Source organism: Sulfurovum zhangzhouensis, assembly GCF_030347965.1.
GTDB classification, from domain to species: Bacteria; Campylobacterota; Campylobacteria; order Campylobacterales; family Sulfurovaceae; genus Sulfurovum; species Sulfurovum zhangzhouensis.
Genome location: NZ_JAQIBD010000001.1, coordinates 625904 through 643596, shown reverse-complemented (window position 1 = coordinate 643596; position 17693 = coordinate 625904). Strand labels below are relative to the sequence as shown.

Annotated in this window: 15 protein-coding genes; 14 read left to right on the top strand and 1 reads right to left on the bottom strand. The window is 39.8% G+C overall.

The window, feature by feature from the left end:
• Nucleotides 1–13 precede the first annotated feature (13 nt).
• The 4 genes from nadB to PGH07_RS03450 all read left to right on the top strand — a co-directional run bounded on the left by nadB (nucleotide 14) and on the right by PGH07_RS03450 (nucleotide 5288).
• Complete coding sequence (gene nadB / locus PGH07_RS03465) at nucleotides 14–1465, top strand: L-aspartate oxidase (protein ID WP_289413079.1); 1452 nt, start codon at nucleotides 14–16, stop codon at nucleotides 1463–1465.
• A 61-nt stretch (nucleotides 1466–1526) separates the two neighbouring features.
• Nucleotides 1527–2879 carry a sodium:proton antiporter NhaD gene (gene nhaD, locus PGH07_RS03460; protein ID WP_289412556.1) on the top strand — a complete coding sequence of 451 codons (1353 nt, stop codon included), beginning with the start codon at nucleotides 1527–1529 and terminating at the stop codon, nucleotides 2877–2879.
• A 126-nt stretch (nucleotides 2880–3005) separates the two neighbouring features.
• Nucleotides 3006–4547: a glutamine-hydrolyzing GMP synthase gene (gene guaA / locus PGH07_RS03455; protein ID WP_289412554.1), complete on the top strand. Its 1542-nt coding sequence runs from the start codon at nucleotides 3006–3008 to the stop codon at nucleotides 4545–4547.
• 141 nt (nucleotides 4548–4688) lie between these two features.
• Nucleotides 4689–5288: a transglutaminase-like domain-containing protein gene (locus tag PGH07_RS03450; protein ID WP_289412552.1), complete on the top strand. Its 600-nt coding sequence runs from the start codon at nucleotides 4689–4691 to the stop codon at nucleotides 5286–5288.
• A 23-nt stretch (nucleotides 5289–5311) separates the two neighbouring features.
• On the opposite strand, the gene PGH07_RS03445 is transcribed toward PGH07_RS03450, so the two are convergent.
• Nucleotides 5312–5803, bottom strand: coding sequence for a SixA phosphatase family protein (locus PGH07_RS03445; protein ID WP_289412551.1), 492 nt, complete (start codon nucleotides 5801–5803; stop codon nucleotides 5312–5314).
• A gap of 137 nt (nucleotides 5804–5940) precedes the next feature.
• Here PGH07_RS03445 and htpG point away from each other — a divergent pair, with 137 nt between their 5' ends.
• From htpG to PGH07_RS03395, 10 genes are all read left to right on the top strand, one after another.
• Nucleotides 5941–7803 carry a molecular chaperone HtpG gene (gene htpG / locus PGH07_RS03440; protein WP_289412550.1) on the top strand — a complete coding sequence of 621 codons (1863 nt, stop codon included), beginning with the start codon at nucleotides 5941–5943 and terminating at the stop codon, nucleotides 7801–7803.
• Nucleotides 7804–7897: 94 nt separating this feature from the next.
• Nucleotides 7898–8578: a uracil-DNA glycosylase gene (gene ung, locus PGH07_RS03435; RefSeq protein ID WP_289412548.1), complete on the top strand. Its 681-nt coding sequence runs from the start codon at nucleotides 7898–7900 to the stop codon at nucleotides 8576–8578.
• Nucleotides 8579–8706: 128 nt separating this feature from the next.
• A complete protein-coding gene (locus PGH07_RS03430) occupies nucleotides 8707–9639 on the top strand; it encodes a cation diffusion facilitator family transporter (protein ID WP_491630901.1) in 933 nt (310 codons plus the stop codon).
• Nucleotides 9640–9646: 7 nt separating this feature from the next.
• Nucleotides 9647–10291: a uroporphyrinogen-III synthase gene (locus PGH07_RS03425; RefSeq protein ID WP_289412546.1), complete on the top strand. Its 645-nt coding sequence runs from the start codon at nucleotides 9647–9649 to the stop codon at nucleotides 10289–10291.
• Between the two features lie 394 nt (nucleotides 10292–10685).
• Complete coding sequence (gene purD, locus PGH07_RS03420) at nucleotides 10686–11954, top strand: phosphoribosylamine--glycine ligase (protein ID WP_289412544.1); 1269 nt, start codon at nucleotides 10686–10688, stop codon at nucleotides 11952–11954.
• 8 nt (nucleotides 11955–11962) lie between these two features.
• Entirely contained in the window at nucleotides 11963–12430 is a 468-nt protein-coding gene (locus PGH07_RS03415) for an RDD family protein (RefSeq protein WP_289412542.1), read from the top strand.
• Entirely contained in the window at nucleotides 12423–14522 is a 2100-nt protein-coding gene (locus PGH07_RS03410) for an LPS-assembly protein LptD (RefSeq protein WP_289412541.1), read from the top strand. The genes PGH07_RS03415 and PGH07_RS03410 overlap by 8 nt, the downstream gene beginning before the upstream one ends.
• Entirely contained in the window at nucleotides 14506–14775 is a 270-nt protein-coding gene (locus tag PGH07_RS03405) for a DnaJ domain-containing protein (protein ID WP_289412540.1), read from the top strand. The genes PGH07_RS03410 and PGH07_RS03405 overlap by 17 nt, the downstream gene beginning before the upstream one ends.
• Nucleotides 14753–15460, top strand: coding sequence for a phosphoribosyltransferase (locus PGH07_RS03400; protein ID WP_289412539.1), 708 nt, complete (start codon nucleotides 14753–14755; stop codon nucleotides 15458–15460). Before PGH07_RS03405 ends, PGH07_RS03400 begins: the two co-directional genes overlap by 23 nt.
• 3 nt (nucleotides 15461–15463) lie before the next feature.
• Complete coding sequence (locus PGH07_RS03395; protein WP_289412538.1) at nucleotides 15464–17641, top strand: polyribonucleotide nucleotidyltransferase; 2178 nt, start codon at nucleotides 15464–15466, stop codon at nucleotides 17639–17641.
• Nucleotides 17642–17693 lie beyond the last annotated feature (52 nt).

The following is a 17693-nucleotide window of genomic DNA, read 5'->3' as shown; positions in this document are numbered from 1 at the left end:
ACGGAGAAAACTAATGCCTGAAAAGTATGATGTATTGATTATCGGAGCAGGGATTGCAGGCTTATATGCAGCGATGAACCTTCCTGCGTCTAAAAATGTATTGGTCGTCTGCAAGGATATTCCCTGGGAATGCAATACATTTTATGCACAAGGAGGAATGACAACTGCTCTAAATGAAGCGGATGTTAAGTTGCATGTTCAGGATACCATGGCAGCAGGTGCTTATCATAATGATAAACAAGCTGTCGAGATACTTTCACGTACTTCATTGGAGACCACCCCTGATCTGATCAAAAGAGGCATGAAGTTTGACACCGGTCCAAATGGAAACCTTCTGTATACCAAGGAAGCAGCACACTCTACCGAGCGTATCATTCATGCAGGCGGTGATGCGACAGGCCGCTATATACATTATTTCATGATGGTACAAAATAAGCACAAGTTACAAAGAAATACACTGGTATATGACCTCTTGATTGAAAATGGTAGATGTTATGGAGTAAAGGCAACTGTGAACTACCAGCCTACTACTATCTATGCAGATAATGTGATCATTGCTTCTGGAGGTGTAGGATCACTTTATGAGTACAATACGAATTCACGTACGGTAAGTGCGGATATACACGGGATCTGTGTCGAAAAAGGGATAGAACTTGCTGATATGGAGTTTATGCAGTTTCACCCGACAGTGTATGTAGAAACACCGTATGCTAGAAAACTACTGCTTACTGAAGCACTTAGAGGTGAAGGTGCGTATGTTGTCGGTGAAAACGGAAACCGTTTTTTGTTTGATTATGATGAGCGCGGAGAGTTGGCAAGCCGGGATATTGTAGCACGCGGTATTTTTGATTATAAGCGAAAAACCGGTGAAAAAGTCTATCTGGACTTCTCAATGTTTGATGAAAAATGGTTTGCTAAACGCTTTCCAAATATTACACAGACTTTTGGTGCACTAGGCTATAAATTTCCTAAAGACCGTATCTCTATCTCTCCGGCATTTCACTACTCAAATGGAGGTATCAAGACAGATATCAACGGTTGCATTGATGGAATGGAGGGATTGTATGCGATTGGTGAGGCTGCACGAACGGGTGTACATGGAGCCAATCGTTTGGCATCCAACTCATTGTTAGAAGGGGTGGTATTTGCCAAACGTGCAGTTGATCATCTCTTGTCCAAAGAGCAGAAAGTCACGCAAACACCTGTCTTTGATAAAGATTACGGTAACATTCTGCACAAAGATAATGACAAAAAATATAAACACCAGTTACGTAAAATAATGTGGGAAGATATAGGCATTATCAGGACCAAAGCAGGACTTCATGAAGCCAAAAATCTTATCTATGATATGAAGAACAGAGAGATTGGTAGATTGTTACGCTTAAGGCTCAATACTGCTTCTGCGATCGTTGAAGCGGCATTGGCTAGAAAAGAATCATTGGGATCACACTATATAGAATCTTGAGACAGAAACTATGTATAGATTCATCAATGAAGGTGGTCAAGAAATTACAATAGGAGCAGATATGGCAGCTGAAGCAGCAATGCATATAGATTTGACAACAACGTGGGTGGGGATTCTTTCCCTGATCATTTTTGTGGTAGGGTATTACTTTATCGCAGCAGAAGACAAGTATCACATTAATAAAGCAAAACCGGCACTTTTTGCAGGTACATTGATCTTTGTACTTATTGGATTGTACTATGCATTCAATGGGCTGGATGGTTCACATCTTCACCATGAGATTGAGATATTGATTGTTGAAATTGCGGGAATCTTCTTCTTTTTATATGTTGCAATGACCTATATTGAGGCAATGATTGACCGCAAAGTCTTCTCTACACTCCGTTATAACCTTGTTTCAAAGGGATACGGCTACAGAAAACTCTTCTGGATCACCGGTCTTTTGGCATTTTTCATCTCTCCTATTGCAGATAACCTGACAACAGCATTGATCCTTTCAACAGTATTGATCACTATTGATGCAAGGAATAAAGAGTTCTTGGTCCCTTCAGCGATCAATATCGTTGTGGCTGCGAATGCAGGGGGAGCATGGTCACCGTTTGGTGATATTACGACACTGATGGTGTGGGTTGACGGTAAAGGGGATTTTGTCGACTTCCTTTATCTTTTCCCTGCTGCTGTTCTCGGATGGTTTGTCACTGCATTCTTGCTTAGCCGTTTTGTACCGGATGCAACACCACCTTTCCATAGTGATGAGAAAGAAGAGAAGATTGCTCCGGGTGGTAAAGTGATCATGGCTCTTTTTGCTGTGACAATCGCTTCAGCGGTTCTCTCTCACCAGGTACTCCATCTTCCTGCAATGTGGGGTATGATGTTCGGTCTTGCGATCTTAAAACTTTATATCTACCGTATGAGCAGAGAGGTAAGATATGACAGTGAAGGTGTAGAGTGTCCGGAAGTCAATGTATTCTCATTTATCGCTAAGATCGAGAATGATACTTTACTCTTCTTCTTTGGTATCTTGGCTGCTGTGGGTGGTCTCCATTTCCTTGGATTCTTGGAGTATTTCACTGCACTTTACTCACAGTTTGGTCCAACAGCAGTAAACATAGGTGTCGGTTTCCTTTCTGCGGTCGTGGATAATGTACCTGTGATGTCCGCGGTACTAAAATCGAGCCCGGATATGGGACCGGACTTTGAAGCGCATGCACAATGGATGCTTGTAACGCTAACAGCCGGAGTAGGGGGATCACTCATTAGTTTCGGCTCAGCTGCAGGTGTTGGTGTTATGGGTAAACTACATGGTATCTATACATTTTCTTCACACATAAAACTGGCTTGGACGGTACTTGTTGGATACATCGTATCTGTGGCAGTATGGTTTTTGCAGTTCGAAGTACTTCATCTTCATTAATGTTTTATTCTTTCAGGCAGAACTGCCTGAAAGCCATTCCTCATTTTTTAACTCTTTTTTACTTTCAGACTCTTCTATACCTTTTTTGTGTAAAATTTCACTACGAAACTTTTAAGGAATGCATTGATGAAAAAAGAAGTACCTATTGTCGTACTCGATTTTGGTTCGCAGTATACGCAGCTAGTAGCTAGAAAACTTAGAGAATCAGGTGTCTATACAGAGGTAGTACCATACCGTGAAAGTATCGAAGATATCAAAGCACGTAAACCAAAGGGTATTATCCTCTCTGGTGGACCTGCATCTGTTTATGCAGAAGATGCTTATAAACCGGATGACGGTATCTGGGACCTTGGATTGCCTATCCTTGGTATATGTTATGGGATGCAGCTTATAACTCAGCATTTTGGTGGTGAAGTAGTACCGGCTGACCATCATGAGTATGGTAAAGCAAGACTCAAAATTGAAGGTGAATGTCCGATCTTCAATGGTGTAAGTGATAACGAAGTAGTATGGATGAGTCACGGGGATAAAGCTGAACGCATCCCTGTTGGATTTAAAGTTATCGGTACAAGTGAGAACTCTCCATATGCGGCAATTGCTGATGAAAGTAGAAATATTTACGCATTCCAGTATCACCCTGAAGTACACCACTCTGTAGAGGGAACGCATATGCTTAAGAACTTTGCAAAGTATATCTGTGGCTGTGACAGTACATGGAATATGGGCTCATTTGCAAAAGAGAAGATCGAAGATATCCGTAAACAGGTGGGTGATAGAAAAGTACTTTGTGGTGTAAGCGGTGGAGTTGACAGTTCAGTCGTGGCTGCACTTTTACATGAAGCACTTCCAAAAGAGCAGCTGGTATGTGTATTTGTTGATCAGGGACTGCTTCGTAAAGATGAGGCAGAGCAGGTACAAAATATGTTTAAACTGCTTGATATGAATCTTATTACGATTGATGCTAAAGAGGAATTCTTGACTGCACTTGCAGGTGTAACGGATCCAGAAACCAAACGTAAAACGATCGGTGAAAAGTTTATCGAAGTATTTGATAAAGAGGCTTCAAAGCATACTGATGTAAGCTTCCTGGCACAAGGTACACTCTATACAGATGTTATTGAGTCTGTATCTGTGAAAGGTCCTTCTAAAACGATCAAGTCTCATCACAATGTTGGTGGATTACCTGATTGGATGACATTCGAACTGGTAGAACCACTTAGAGAGATCTTCAAAGATGAAGTACGTAAACTTGGTCTTGAACTTGGTTTACCAAAAGATATGATCGGACGTCATCCGTTCCCTGGACCAGGTCTTGCGATCCGTGTAATGGGCGAGGTAAATGAAGAAGCATTGAGACTTCTTAGAGAATCTGATGCGATCATGCAAGAAGAGCTCAAAGCAACCGGATACTATGATAAAGTATGGCAGGCATTTACAGTATTGCTTAATGTACAGTCTGTTGGTGTAATGGGTGATAACAGAACATATGATAATACAGTATGTATTCGTATGGTAGAGTCGGTAGATGGTATGACAGCAACATTTGCACATATCCCTCATGATATACTCGAGAATATGAGTAGAAGAATTATCAATGAGATCGATGGGATCAACCGTGTGGTCTATGATATCTCTTCAAAGCCGCCAGCAACGATCGAGTGGGAATAATTTCTTCCCATTTGATATTATCTTCGAGGGAGTTTACTTAGTCACTTACTGCTAGCAAGCTCCTTCTTAACAACCTTCAAATCTAATATCGACTAAAAAGAAATTTCATTTCATTTTTTTATTTCAATGGTAAAATATTGTATGCAAAATCTGAAATCCAAAAACTTTTCACTCTTTATCCTTGCTATAACTGCTTTTGCTTTTATTTATATCATAGCCAAAGCGGCGATAATCGTAGACAAAAGACAGATCGGTACAGGTGATGGGATCTATACCAACTGTGTGAGTACTTCACCTTATATAAAAGAGAAGGCTGAAACGTTAGTTGAAGGGTGTCAGAGTAATCTATGTGAAGTACAGCTTTTATTGGATTATGTGACAGAAATTCCCTATAAGGTCAATAACTTCAAGGCACGTAACCCTGCGCAGACTATTACCAATGGATATGGTGACTGTGATGACAAAAGTAATCTTCTCATCTCCTTACTTCATGCGTTGGATAAAGAAGCATATTTTGTATTGGTCCCTAAACATATCTTTGTGATTACTCCTTTGGAAGATGTGCGTGTTACGGATAAAAAAGGAATGTGGATCGACGGAAAGAAGTACTATATACTGGAGAGTACGGCAAAAGGTTCAACTGTCGGTTTTCCGTTTAAATATAGTATAGATCAAGTAGAGATGATCTTTGATCCATTCCAAAATAAAGAGCTGAAATTTCAAAAGATTTTATACAAGTAGTGATAATTGATACCAATGCTTATCTAGATATACATTTTGGGGTAGATAACAAACTTTAGTTTAGCATTGTGACGCTCAAACTTTTTCCATTCATGGGATGAGACATCAAAACCTACGATCCCCAGTGTCGGGATATTATCTATATAGTCATCAATAAGCATATTGACTACATCGGTGATCTCAGGATTATGACCTACGATAAAAACAGAATGGTACTTTTCAGGGATATTTTGAATCGTCTCAATCCACTGCTGAGGTTCACACATGTAAAGCGAATCCAATAACATGAGATCATCTTTATAACCCAGTTTTTTGGCAAGACCTTTAGCAGTTTTTTTTGCACGTTTAGCACTGCTGGAGATAATAAGATCGGGTTTGATCTCCATTTCTTTCAGAGCATTGCTCATTCTGATAATATTTCTTTTCCCTCGTTTGTTGAGACCTCTTTCAAAATCACTTTCAGAAAGGTCGCTCCAATCAGATTTGGCATGGCGAATTAAGTATAGCGTTTTCATGTATCCATTATATCTAAAATTGGAAACATTTATACTTTAGTCATATCGACTAAAGTTTCTTTCCTAAAAACTTGAAATATTAGTCAAAATATACTATAATCGCACAAAATTAATCAAGATGAGTAGGAGAAATCAAGATGGCTAAACATCAGTTTCAAACAGAAATCGGTCAATTGCTTCAGTTGATGACGCACTCTTTGTATTCAAACAAAGAGATCTTTTTACGGGAACTTATCTCCAATGCAAGTGATGCAATCGATAAGTTCAACTATCTTAGACTCACAGATGAAAATTTTAAAGAAAATGAGTGGTCAGGAAAGATCTTTGTAAAACTTGATAAAGAGGATAACTCTTTGACGATCGGGGATAACGGTATAGGTATGAATGAAGAGGATCTCATGAACCACCTTGGTACGATCGCAAAATCAGGGACAAAAGCTTTCATGGAGTCACTCACAGGTGATGCAAAAAAAGACAGCAACCTTATCGGACAGTTCGGAGTAGGGTTCTATTCAGTGTTTATGGTCTCGGATAAGGTTGATGTGATCTCCAAAAAAGCAGGGGAAGAACAAGCCTATATGTTCTCAACGGATGGCAAAGGCGAGTATGAAACCAAACCGGTCACCAAAGAATCTCACGGTACGATCATTTATATCAAATTGAAAGAGGATGAAAAGGAATTCCTTGATAAGTGGAGAACTGAAGGAGTGATCAAGAAGTACTCTAATCATATTGCGTACCCGATCATGCTTAATTACGATACAGAAGAGACAGAAGGTGAAGGTGAAGATGCCGTCACTAAGAAAGTACAAAAATCAGAGCAGGCAAATGCTGCAACGGCTCTTTGGACGCTGTCAAAGTCTGAGCTTAAAAAAGAGGACTATATAGAGTTTTATAAAACCCTTAACCACGGGGATGCTGAACCGCTTACATACCTACATAACAAAGTTGAAGGTGCTAATGAGTTTACTACACTTTTTTATATCCCTAAAAAAGCGCCGATGGATATGTATAGGGCAGACTATCAGCCAGGCGTAAAACTTTATGTGAAACGTGTATTTATCACCGATGATGAAAAAGAGTTACTGCCTCCGTATCTAAGATTTGTGAGAGGGATCATTGACTCTGAAGACCTCCCTCTTAACGTTTCCCGCGAGCTGCTTCAAGAGAACAGAGTGATGGCAAATATCAAGCAGTCTTCAGTCAAAAAGATCCTTCAATCGATTAAAAAGCTTGAGGGCGAAGATGCTGAAATATTTGCTAAAGAGTACAACAGGGTCATCAAAGAAGGGATCTTTACAGATTACACAAATAAAGAGCTACTTCTCGATATCGTAAGATACAAGAGTTCAAACGAAGAGGGACTGGTCTCTTTTGATGACTATATAAGACGTGGGAATAGTGAGAAAAAAGAGATCTACTATATCATCGGTGAAAATGAAAAAGTACTAAGAAGCTCACCGCTGCTTGAAGCGTATAAAAAAGCGGATATTGAAGTGCTGATCCTTGATGATAAAGAGGTTGATGAGATCGTAACGCCGATGATCGGCCAGTACAAAGAATGGACACTTAAAGATATTACTACTATTGATGCACCTGACTCTAAGAGTGAAGAAGAAAAAGAGGAGATCAGTAAGGCGTTCAAAGTATTGACCGATAAGATCAAAGAGGTACTGGGTGATGAGGTAAAAGAGGTTAAGATATCAACAAGACTTACTTCAAGCCCGTCATGTGTCCTGAAAGACAGTTCTGATCCGATGGCAAGTATGGCGCATATGTTTGTACAGATGGGACAGGAGATGCCTGAGATCCCATTGATCCTTGAGATCAATCCTGACCATGAAATGATCAAGAAACTTGATACTCTAAGTAATGATGCCCTCTTTGCTGATATGTCTTGGATCCTGCTAGATAGTGCCAAACTTGCTGAAGGTATGGAACCCAAAGATAAAGGTGCATTTGCTTCACGCATCGCTACAGTCGCAACGAAAGCACTCTAGCTCATCAGTGTGTTCCCCCGATATGAGGGAACACACTTTTCATCCCAGTTACTAACCGCAAATTAGTTACAATAACCCAAAAAGGCCATTCTTTATGCTGCATACTATCACGCTTGACCCATCCTGGCAAAAAGCTCTGTCTGAAGAATTTGAAAAACCTTATATGCATAAGTTGAAAGCTTTTCTGGATGAGGAGATAGCACAGCAAAAGCAGGTACTCCCACAAACCTCATACTGGTTTAATGCGCTCAATTCTACGCCGCTTGATCAGGTAAAGGTAGTTATTCTGGGCCAAGATCCCTATCCGACAGCAGGACATGCGCATGGACTTGCCTTTTCAGTGATGCCGGAGGTTAAACCATTACCAAAATCACTGCAGAATATCAATCAGGAACTCTATGATGATCTTGGCATTGACAATTCACATACAGGCTATCTTCAGTCTTGGGCAAAACAGGGTGTATTGCTGCTAAATGCTGTGTTGACCGTAGAAGCAGGAAAATCGAATGCACATCAGGGGAAAGGGTGGGAAATGTTTACACAAAAGGTAGTTGATATAATTAATGAACATAGTGAAAATGTGGTCTTTATCCTGTGGGGAAATTATGCGCAGAAAAAAGGAGCTTCAATTGATACCACCAGACACCTGGTGATCAAAACTCCTCATCCTTCTCCGCTTTCAGCTTACCGTGGTTTTTTTGGAAGCAAGCCTTTTTCTCAGGTAAATGAATACCTCAAGTTACACAATATCACTGAGATTGATTGGCGTGTATAGGGTTCTAAATTACAAGTATGCCTGAGTCATACCTCCAATATGTTAGAATGTTTTTTATGTGATTGTCTGATCTGAATGGTGAGAATTGGACACGGTTAATGTATCAAAATGATTTTAAGGACAGTAATATGCGTATGTCATCCCAAAAAAAAGCAACAGTTGTCTCGACTTCAGTCGCTACACTTTTACTTATAATTAAACTATTGATAGGCGTTGCAAGCGGTTCGGTAGCTGTACTTGCATCAGCGATCGATTCTCTGCTTGACATGTTAGTATCTGTATTAAACTTTTTTGCCATTAAAAAATCTGAAGAGAACCCTGATGAAGAATATCATTACGGTAAAGGCAAAGTCCAGGCAATTGCAGCTGTTATTGAAGGTACGGTCATTACGATGTCAGGTATTTATATCATCTATGAAGCTTTAAAAAAACTGACAAAAGGTGGAGAGACGACAATGCTTGCCCCTTCATTTCTTGCAATGCTTCTCTCTATTTTTATTACCTATGGACTTGTCAAGTATCTGTTGAAGATCGCTAAAGAGACACACAGTTTGGTCATTAAAGCGGATGCTTTACATTACCAAACAGACCTCTGGTCCAATGGTGCAGTACTTGTGGCATTGGGGTTGGTGTGGATCAGTGGATATGATGAGATTGATGCCATTATCGGTTTGGCGATAGGTCTGTATATTATTTACTCGGCTTTTGAGATTATCAAAGAAGGAATACAGATATTACTGGATAAAGCACTGGATGGTAAAATCGTTGCTTCTATCGGTGAGATCCTTTCTAAGCATCCTGAGATTACCAGTTATCATTGGTTACGTACAAGAAGTGACGGGACAACAAACTTCGTTGAATTTCACATGGTACTTCGACCCAATATGTACTTGCTTGAAGCACATCGTATCGCAGATGAGGTTGAGGAGAAGATGATGGAGCTTGATAAGAAAAAACGTTGGATTATTACTCCGCATTTTGATCCTTATGATGATGAGGCTGTCAACGAGGCACTTTTAAACGGGACATCATTGGTAGAACAGTCTCCTGTAAAAGGATAATGCTTAGATGAAAAAACGGGATATTTATCTACTCTCTCCTACACCAGAAGAAGGAACGATTCCGTTACCTATGATCTCATTCTCTTTAGTCACTGATAAGATCGATTTTGATGGATGTGATATATTGTTGTTCACTTCAAAACAAGCAGTGAAGAGTGCTGAAGCGATCGATACAGGTTGGAAAAAGTATCCTGCCGTTGCCATAGGTCCTGCAACGAAAAAACAGATAGAGACCTTAGGCGGTAGTGTGATCTATCATCCTTCTTCATTTTACGGTGAAACGCTTAGTCAGCATATCGTTACATACTTTAAAGATAAAAAAATTCTTTATCTTCGGCCTCAAAAAGTCTCCTTTGACACAAAGGGTTATTTAGAAAGGGCAGGGATAGAGGTGCAAGAGCAAGTACTCTATGAAACATCATGTGCTGATTATCCTAATGAAGAGGCTCCTTCAAAAGGAGCGGTTATTATCTTCACTTCACCCTCTACTGTTAATTGTTTTTTTCAGAACTTTGAGTGGGATCAAAGTTATACTGCGGTCTTAATCGGAGAAGCAACAAAGAAGTATCTCAAACCCGATATGAATTATGTAGTGGCGGACGAACCATTGATTCAATCCTGTATAGAGAAAGCTAATAGTTTAGTTGAGTAGAGTATTTCCTGGGGGCTAAAAACCTACTTTTTACACTAAATTTGTTATAATATTAGTAACCTAGATGGTTCGACCACTGTATATGGGGTCCAACATTAAATCTTAGTGGGATATGTAGCAGCTTGGTGTGTAGACATTTTCGTTTGAGCATGGGTTACCCTGCGAGAAATTGCCTCCTAAAGAACTGCTCTCTCCTACACCGTTGGCTTTTTAGGGCCGACTCACACAGAACGGCCATCCGGGGCTCATAAGCGATGATGCTTGCACATATGAGGCTTTTCAAATGTTTGGATGAACAGAGATTATTCGCCTCAAAGATTTGAAAAACTTCCTAAGCACATTGATGATCACCAATGGGTGATTATAATTTCAAAATTTACTTTTCGGAGAAGATATGGACGTATTGATCATAGGTAGCGGAGGTAGAGAGTACTCTATCGGTCTGGCATTGAGTAAAGATGAGAATGTAGAGAAGATCTACTTTGCCCCGGGTAACGGTGCAACAGATGCGCTGGGCGAGAACCTTGCTATCAGTGATTTTAATGCCTTGGCAGACTTTGTAGAGAAGAATGGTATTGAACTTACGATCGTTGGACCTGAAGCACCATTGGTAGAGGGTATTGTAGATGTTTTTAAGGAGCGTAACCTTACTATTTTCGGTCCGACTGCAAAGGCGGCTCAACTCGAAGGTTCAAAGATCTTTATGAAAAACTTCCTGGCTCGCCATGGTGTCCCGACTGCAAAATACATCGAGACCAATTCTCTTCAAGAAGCTTATGATTTCATCAATACTATGACAGCTCCTATCGTTGTCAAAGCAGATGGACTTTGTGGCGGTAAAGGTGTAATTATCGCTCAGAGTCAAGATGAAGCAAAACAGGCAGCAGGCGAGATGCTCAGTGGTAATTCTTTCGGTGATGCCGGGACATCGATCGTGGTTGAAGAGTTCCTTGACGGGTATGAGCTTTCAGTCTTTGCTATCTGTGACGGTAAGGATTATGTAGTCCTTCCTGCTGCACAGGATCATAAACGATTGCTTAACAATGATCAAGGGCCAAATACAGGTGGAATGGGAGCTTATGCCCCAACACCGCTTGTAAATGATGATATTTATGCAAAACTTGATGAGCGCGTGATAAAACCGACTCTCAAAGGTATGCAGGAAGAGGGAATGCCATTTACCGGTGTTCTTTTTATCGGAGTAATGGTAGTAAATGGTGATCCTATTATCCTGGAGTACAATGTACGTTTCGGTGATCCAGAGTGTGAAGAATTGATGCCGTTGCTTAAATCTCCAGCAAGTGAGCTATTTTACAAGGCTGCAACAGGTGATTTGGCAAATGCCAAGATCGAATTCCATGATAAGTATGCAGTAGGGGTCGTAATGGCCAGCAAGGATTATCCATACAAGAACTCTGAACCTGCTGAGATCATTATCGATGATATCTATCATGAAGAGATCAATGAAAATGCACATATTTCTTTTGCCGGTGTAAGCCGTGGTGAAGATGGCAAGCTCTATGCTACAGGCGGTAGGGTACTTGTTTGTGTCGGTATCGGAGACAGTATCAAAGAAGCACAGCAAAGAGCGTATATGCTAGTAGGACAGGTACATTATGCAGGCAAGCAGTGCCGTACGGATATTGCTTATCAGGCACTTTAGGAGAGGTTATGAATGAGCAGAACTCTCTGTCGATTGCTACACCACAAAAGAGAGTAGTCTCATTTGTGATCGATGATATTATCGTTTCTCTCTTCTTTATGGTCATTTTTTATGATCAGATCACACTGTTTTTACAAGCGATTCCTGTAGAAGATAGATCTCAATCACAAGTCATTCTGGATGCCTTGAATCAGTTTGTCTCAGCAAATATACTATGGCTTTTGGCATTAAAAGTGATATACCATACTGTACTTGTATGGCAGAACGGTATGACACTTGGGAAGTATATCATGAAGATCAAGGTTGTATCTCTTGAAACTCAGGAAAAACCGGTATTCATGACAGCATTGTACCGGGCACTTCTTCGTATCCCCAGCGAACTTGTTTTATATCTCGGTTTTTTAATGGCTTTTTTTACGCCTCTGACACAGACCTTTCATGACAAATTCTCAAGATGTGTTGTAGTTGATGCTTAAGTATTTACACTGGTTTTTTTTGTTGGGGTGCGTAGGCGGAGAAACACTCTACGCTGACCAGACTTCAGCGAAGATTGAGGTACTGGCAAAACAGATGACAAGTACCAAGACCAATGTATATGCAACCGGAGGAGTACTGGTTTATTTGAAAGACTCAGTGATCCAAGCAAACCGGGCTACTTATGACAGAAATACCAATCTATTAATTCTTGACGGTAATATTGAGATGATTGGGCATGAGGGAAGTAAACAAAAGAGCAAACATATAGAGATCAACACGCAAAATAACGAAGTAAAGTTTGAAGAGCTTTTTTTAATGAATAAAAACGATGTATGGCTCATGTCTGAAAATGCTCGGAAAAAAGAGGGAAATTATACACTGGGAAGTAGTATGATTTCAAGCTGTGATATTAATAATCCATTATGGAAAATACGTTTTGAGCGTTCACAGTATGACAGTGTGACAAAACATATGAAACTCTATGATGCAAAAGTTTACTTTTTGGATACTCCTGTTTTATATACTCCCTATCTCTCATTCAATACAGATAGACAGCGTAGCTCCGGACTTTTGTTCCCGCTTTTTGGTTATACAGAAGATGAAGGTTTTGTCTATGAACAGCCAATTTTTTGGAATATTTCTCCAAGTATGGATATGGAGTTTAATCCACAGATAAGAACAGACAGAAGCATAGGGATGTATAGTACCTTCCGTTTTGTGGATTCCGCTTACTCTTCTGGAAAGATAAGAACAGGATATTTTCTTGATAGCTTAGAGTATCAACAAAGAGAACAGAATAAAGACCGAGAACATTATGGCTTTGAACTGTATTATGATTCTTCACAATTTCTTTCCCAAGATTCTCTTTACGGGATGAAGGATGGTCTTTATATTAATGCAATACTATTAAATGATATTGATTATATTAACCTCCAAAAGACCAAGTTAATTAACTTTGGACGTAACCCGTTACAAGAGTCCAGATTGAACTATTTTGTATCGAATGATGATTTTTATGCAGGGATCAATACAAAATATTTTATTGATACGCGTGAAGAAAATAATGATAATACTCTTCAAGTACTTCCTTCTGTACAGTTACATAAATATCTAGATCATTTTATATGGAAAAACCTGACCTATAGTGTAGATATGCATCTGAATAATTTTTATAGAAAAAAAGGCATTACTTTAAAACAGGCTGAGGCAAAGATCCCACTGGATTATACGACATCTTTTTTTGACGATTATCTGAGTCTGTCTGTGGGTGAAGAGTTTTACTATAGTAAGTTCTTTTTTGGCAATGGCGAGTATAGCGTTGATCAATTTGAATACTATAGTAATATCCACAAAGCAAAACTCTTTACAGACCTGACAAAAAAATATGATGGTTTTATACACGTATTACAACCGGCATTAGAATACATTCAACCCGGAAATGAACAGCAAGCTCCTATAGATTTTGAACAATTGGATGAAGATCAAAAAGAGCTATTTGCTGTCGGTCTTCCTGAGGAACATTATGCACTAAGCCTTAGTCAATACTTTTACGATGAAACCATGAATTTAAAGTTTTTCCAGCGCCTCTCACAAAAATATTATCTCAATCGAACATACAAGTTTGGTGATATCAGTAATGAGATGCAATATAATTGGAATAACTGGCAGTTTTACAATAACATAGTCTATTCGTACGAGTTCGATAAAGTACGTGAGTCTTCCAATCGTATAACGCTTACAGAAAAAGAGTATGGATTTACTCTAGGCCACACGTATAAGCAAATATTGCCCGATGACAAGACCATTTTTATTCCAGCCAATGATGTCAACTTTAATTTTAATTATAGAATAAATCCTAGAGTAAAGATCAATGGCGGTTTAACTTATGATATAGATGAGGCATCAAGTAAACAATGGAGAATAGGCGGTAACTATGCAGTAGACTGTTGGTCGATGGATCTGACAGTTTTACAGGATATTACTCCTTTACCTACAGGTTCAAGACTGGAAACCAGTTTTTTTGTTCAACTTAATTTTATCCCGTTTGCAACTATAGGTACAAGGAAGGAAGAAGATGTTAAGCCCTATTGATGAGATAGAATCTGCTTTGGAAACGCTAGGTTTACCCAAACTGATCACAAAAGCAGATATTAAAAAACAATATCGTTTTCTTGCACAAAAACATCATCCTGATAAAGGGGGAGATGCGTCAAATATGGAGCAGATCAACCATGCTTACAACTTACTGATGAAGTATATAGAGGATTTTCGTTATACTTTTGATGAGAATGAAATTAAAAAACAATATCCGGGAGTAGATTATGTTCAACGATTTAGACCTTGATTGTTTCTATTTTAAGGATCGTCAGGCGGCGGCAGAACAATTGATTGATACACTGCCTAGAGAGCTTCTTCGCAGTAGTGAAACGGTAGTACTGGGTATCAGTGAAGGAGGGGTCTACTTCGCAGATAAAGTTGCGACAGCATTGGATGCGCAGATGGATATTTTGCTCACCGAGGCTATCTCTGCCCCCAATAACCCTTCGCTGCCGATCGCAATGATCTCTGAAACCGAAGAGGTAGTGATGCACAAGGCTTTGATCGATGCATTTGAGATCTCGGAGGATTTTGTGTATGGAGCAGCAAGCCGTATATATGATGAAGAAGTACTCTCCTATGTATATAAGTACAGAAAAGGGAAAGACCTTGTCTCTTTAAAAGGGAAATATGTTGTCTTGGTTGACGAGTGTATCGAAACAGGACTTACGATGATGGTTGCACTGAAGTCGGCTATTGCAAGAGAGGCAAAAAATATTTATATTGCTACTCCTATTTTAGATAAGTCAGTGTATGAAAACCTGATCGCAGTATGTGACGGTGTCTTCTGCCCTCATAAGATTCAAGACTATATTTCGATAGAATACTATTTTCAGAACTTTGAGAAACTGACTTTTGATGAGATTGTATGGATGGTAGAGCGTCAAGAGAAAAAAAAGAAAATCCAACCAGATGAGATTAAAGGAAAATAATTTATGGAAGCAACAGTGCTAGAGCTCAATATAAACAATTTAGAAGAGAAATATGAATTTAACAAAGTAGCTAAACAAGCTTCAGGTGCAGTGCTTTATAGACAAGGGAAAGCGGTTCTTTTAGCAACAGTAGCTATCGATGAAAGCCCTGTTACAGAGGACTTCCTCCCGATGACGGTTCAATATATCGAAAAAAGCTATGCCGCAGCAAAGATACCTGGTGGATTTATCAAAAGAGAGACGAAACCGGGAGATTTTGAGACACTGACTTCTCGTATCATCGATAGATCACTTCGTCCACTTTTCCCAAAGGGATTCCGTTACCCGGTAGTAATTACCGTGACTGTTTTGAGTAGTGACAGTGAAGTGGACATGCAGGTTGCGGGACTGCATGCGGCATCAGCTGCCCTTTTTGTTTCTGATACTCCCATCTCACAGGCAGTTGCAGCTGTTCGTTTAAGTAAAATAGATGGAGAAATTGTTATCAATCCATCACTTACAGCACAGGTAGATAGTACACTTGATCTTTTTGTTGTTGGTTCTGGCGAAGATGTCTTGATGATTGAGATGCGTACAATTGCTCAAGAGATTATTGATGATGTAGTTGCACCTACAATGGCAGAAGTACCATTGATACTTGAACATCATGAATGTAATGAATTGAATGAAGAGGCACTTCTTGAAGCAATAGGCATTGCACAAAAAGCAATATCGAAGGCTACAGATGCATATGGTGAAGTTTTCGCCCCTATGAGCAGAGAGCCTCTTGTATTGGAGCTTTTTGATGAAAAAGTGGACAGTGAACTTTATGACTATATCGCAGAAAATTATAAAGAAGCAGTAGAAGAAGCAGTACAGTCTATGGCGAAAAGTGAGAGAAGTACGGCACTTAAGAAGGTGCGTGCATCTATCATGGAAGCGAAAGCAGCTGAAGGTATCACTCTAGAGAAAGAACTGGTAACTAATGTCCTTGAAGCATATAAGAGAACTATCGTTAGAGCTTTAATTCTGGAGAAAGGTATTCGTGCAGACGGTAGAAGACTTGATGAAGTGCGTCCTATCGAAATAGAGACAAATATCTTGCCTTCTGTGCATGGTTCATGTCTTTTTACAAGAGGACAAACTCAGGCATTGGTAACAGCAACACTGGGTACAGATAAAGATGCACAGATGTATGAACTCATTACAGAAAAAAATTCACTCTCAGAGCACTTTATGGTGCACTATAACTTTCCTGGCTACTCAGTAGGTGAAGCGAAACCAGCAAGTGCTCCTGGTAGACGTGAATTAGGACACGGTAACCTTGCCAAGCGCGCATTGGAACCTACTATAGATGTACGTAGAGAAGGTACTGTAAGATTAGTCTCAGAAATACTGGAGAGTAACGGTTCTTCTTCCATGGCTACGGTATGTGGAGGTTCATTGGCACTGAAAGCTGCCGGTGTTGATACACAAAAGCTTGTTGCGGGTGTAGCAATGGGACTTGTCACTGAAGGTGAGAAGTATGCCGTACTTACTGATATCATGGGACTTGAAGATCATGATGGAGATATGGACTTTAAGATCACTGGAACACGTGATGGGGTCACTGCAATGCAGATGGATATTAAGCTGGGCGGTTTGGAAGTTCATATATTAAGAGATGCACTGGCTCAGGCAAAAAAAGGTCGTTTGCATATCTTGGAGCTTATGGAAAAAGCAGAACAGGATATGCAACCAAGTCTGGCGCTGCCGAAAGTGGAACATTTTACGATTGATCCGAGCCGTATTGTTGATATTATCGGTAAAGCTGGAGCAACTATCCGTGAGATCATTGAAAAATTTGATGTGAGTATCGATCTTGATAGAGAAGTTGGGGGTGTAAAAGTAAGTGGAGAGGATGATGGCAAGGTAGCCGCTGCTAAAGAACATATTGAAGCTATTGCTTCAAAACCTGTACCTAAACAGATGCAGTATGAGATCAATAAACATTACACCGGTAAGATCAAGAAGATCGTAGACTTTGGTATGTTCGTTGAAATGCCTGATGGTTTTGATGCGTTGCTTCATATCTCAAAAGTAGCTAAAGGACGTGTTGACAACTTGGCAGATAAATATAAAGAGGGTGATGAGATCGAAGTTGTAGTCTTGGAGCAAAAAGGTAAAAAAGTAGAGTTGGCTACACCAGAATATCTGGCGTAGTGAAGCGAAATGTAATCTATATTTAGATAAAATTACGCCGTTATTACGGAGT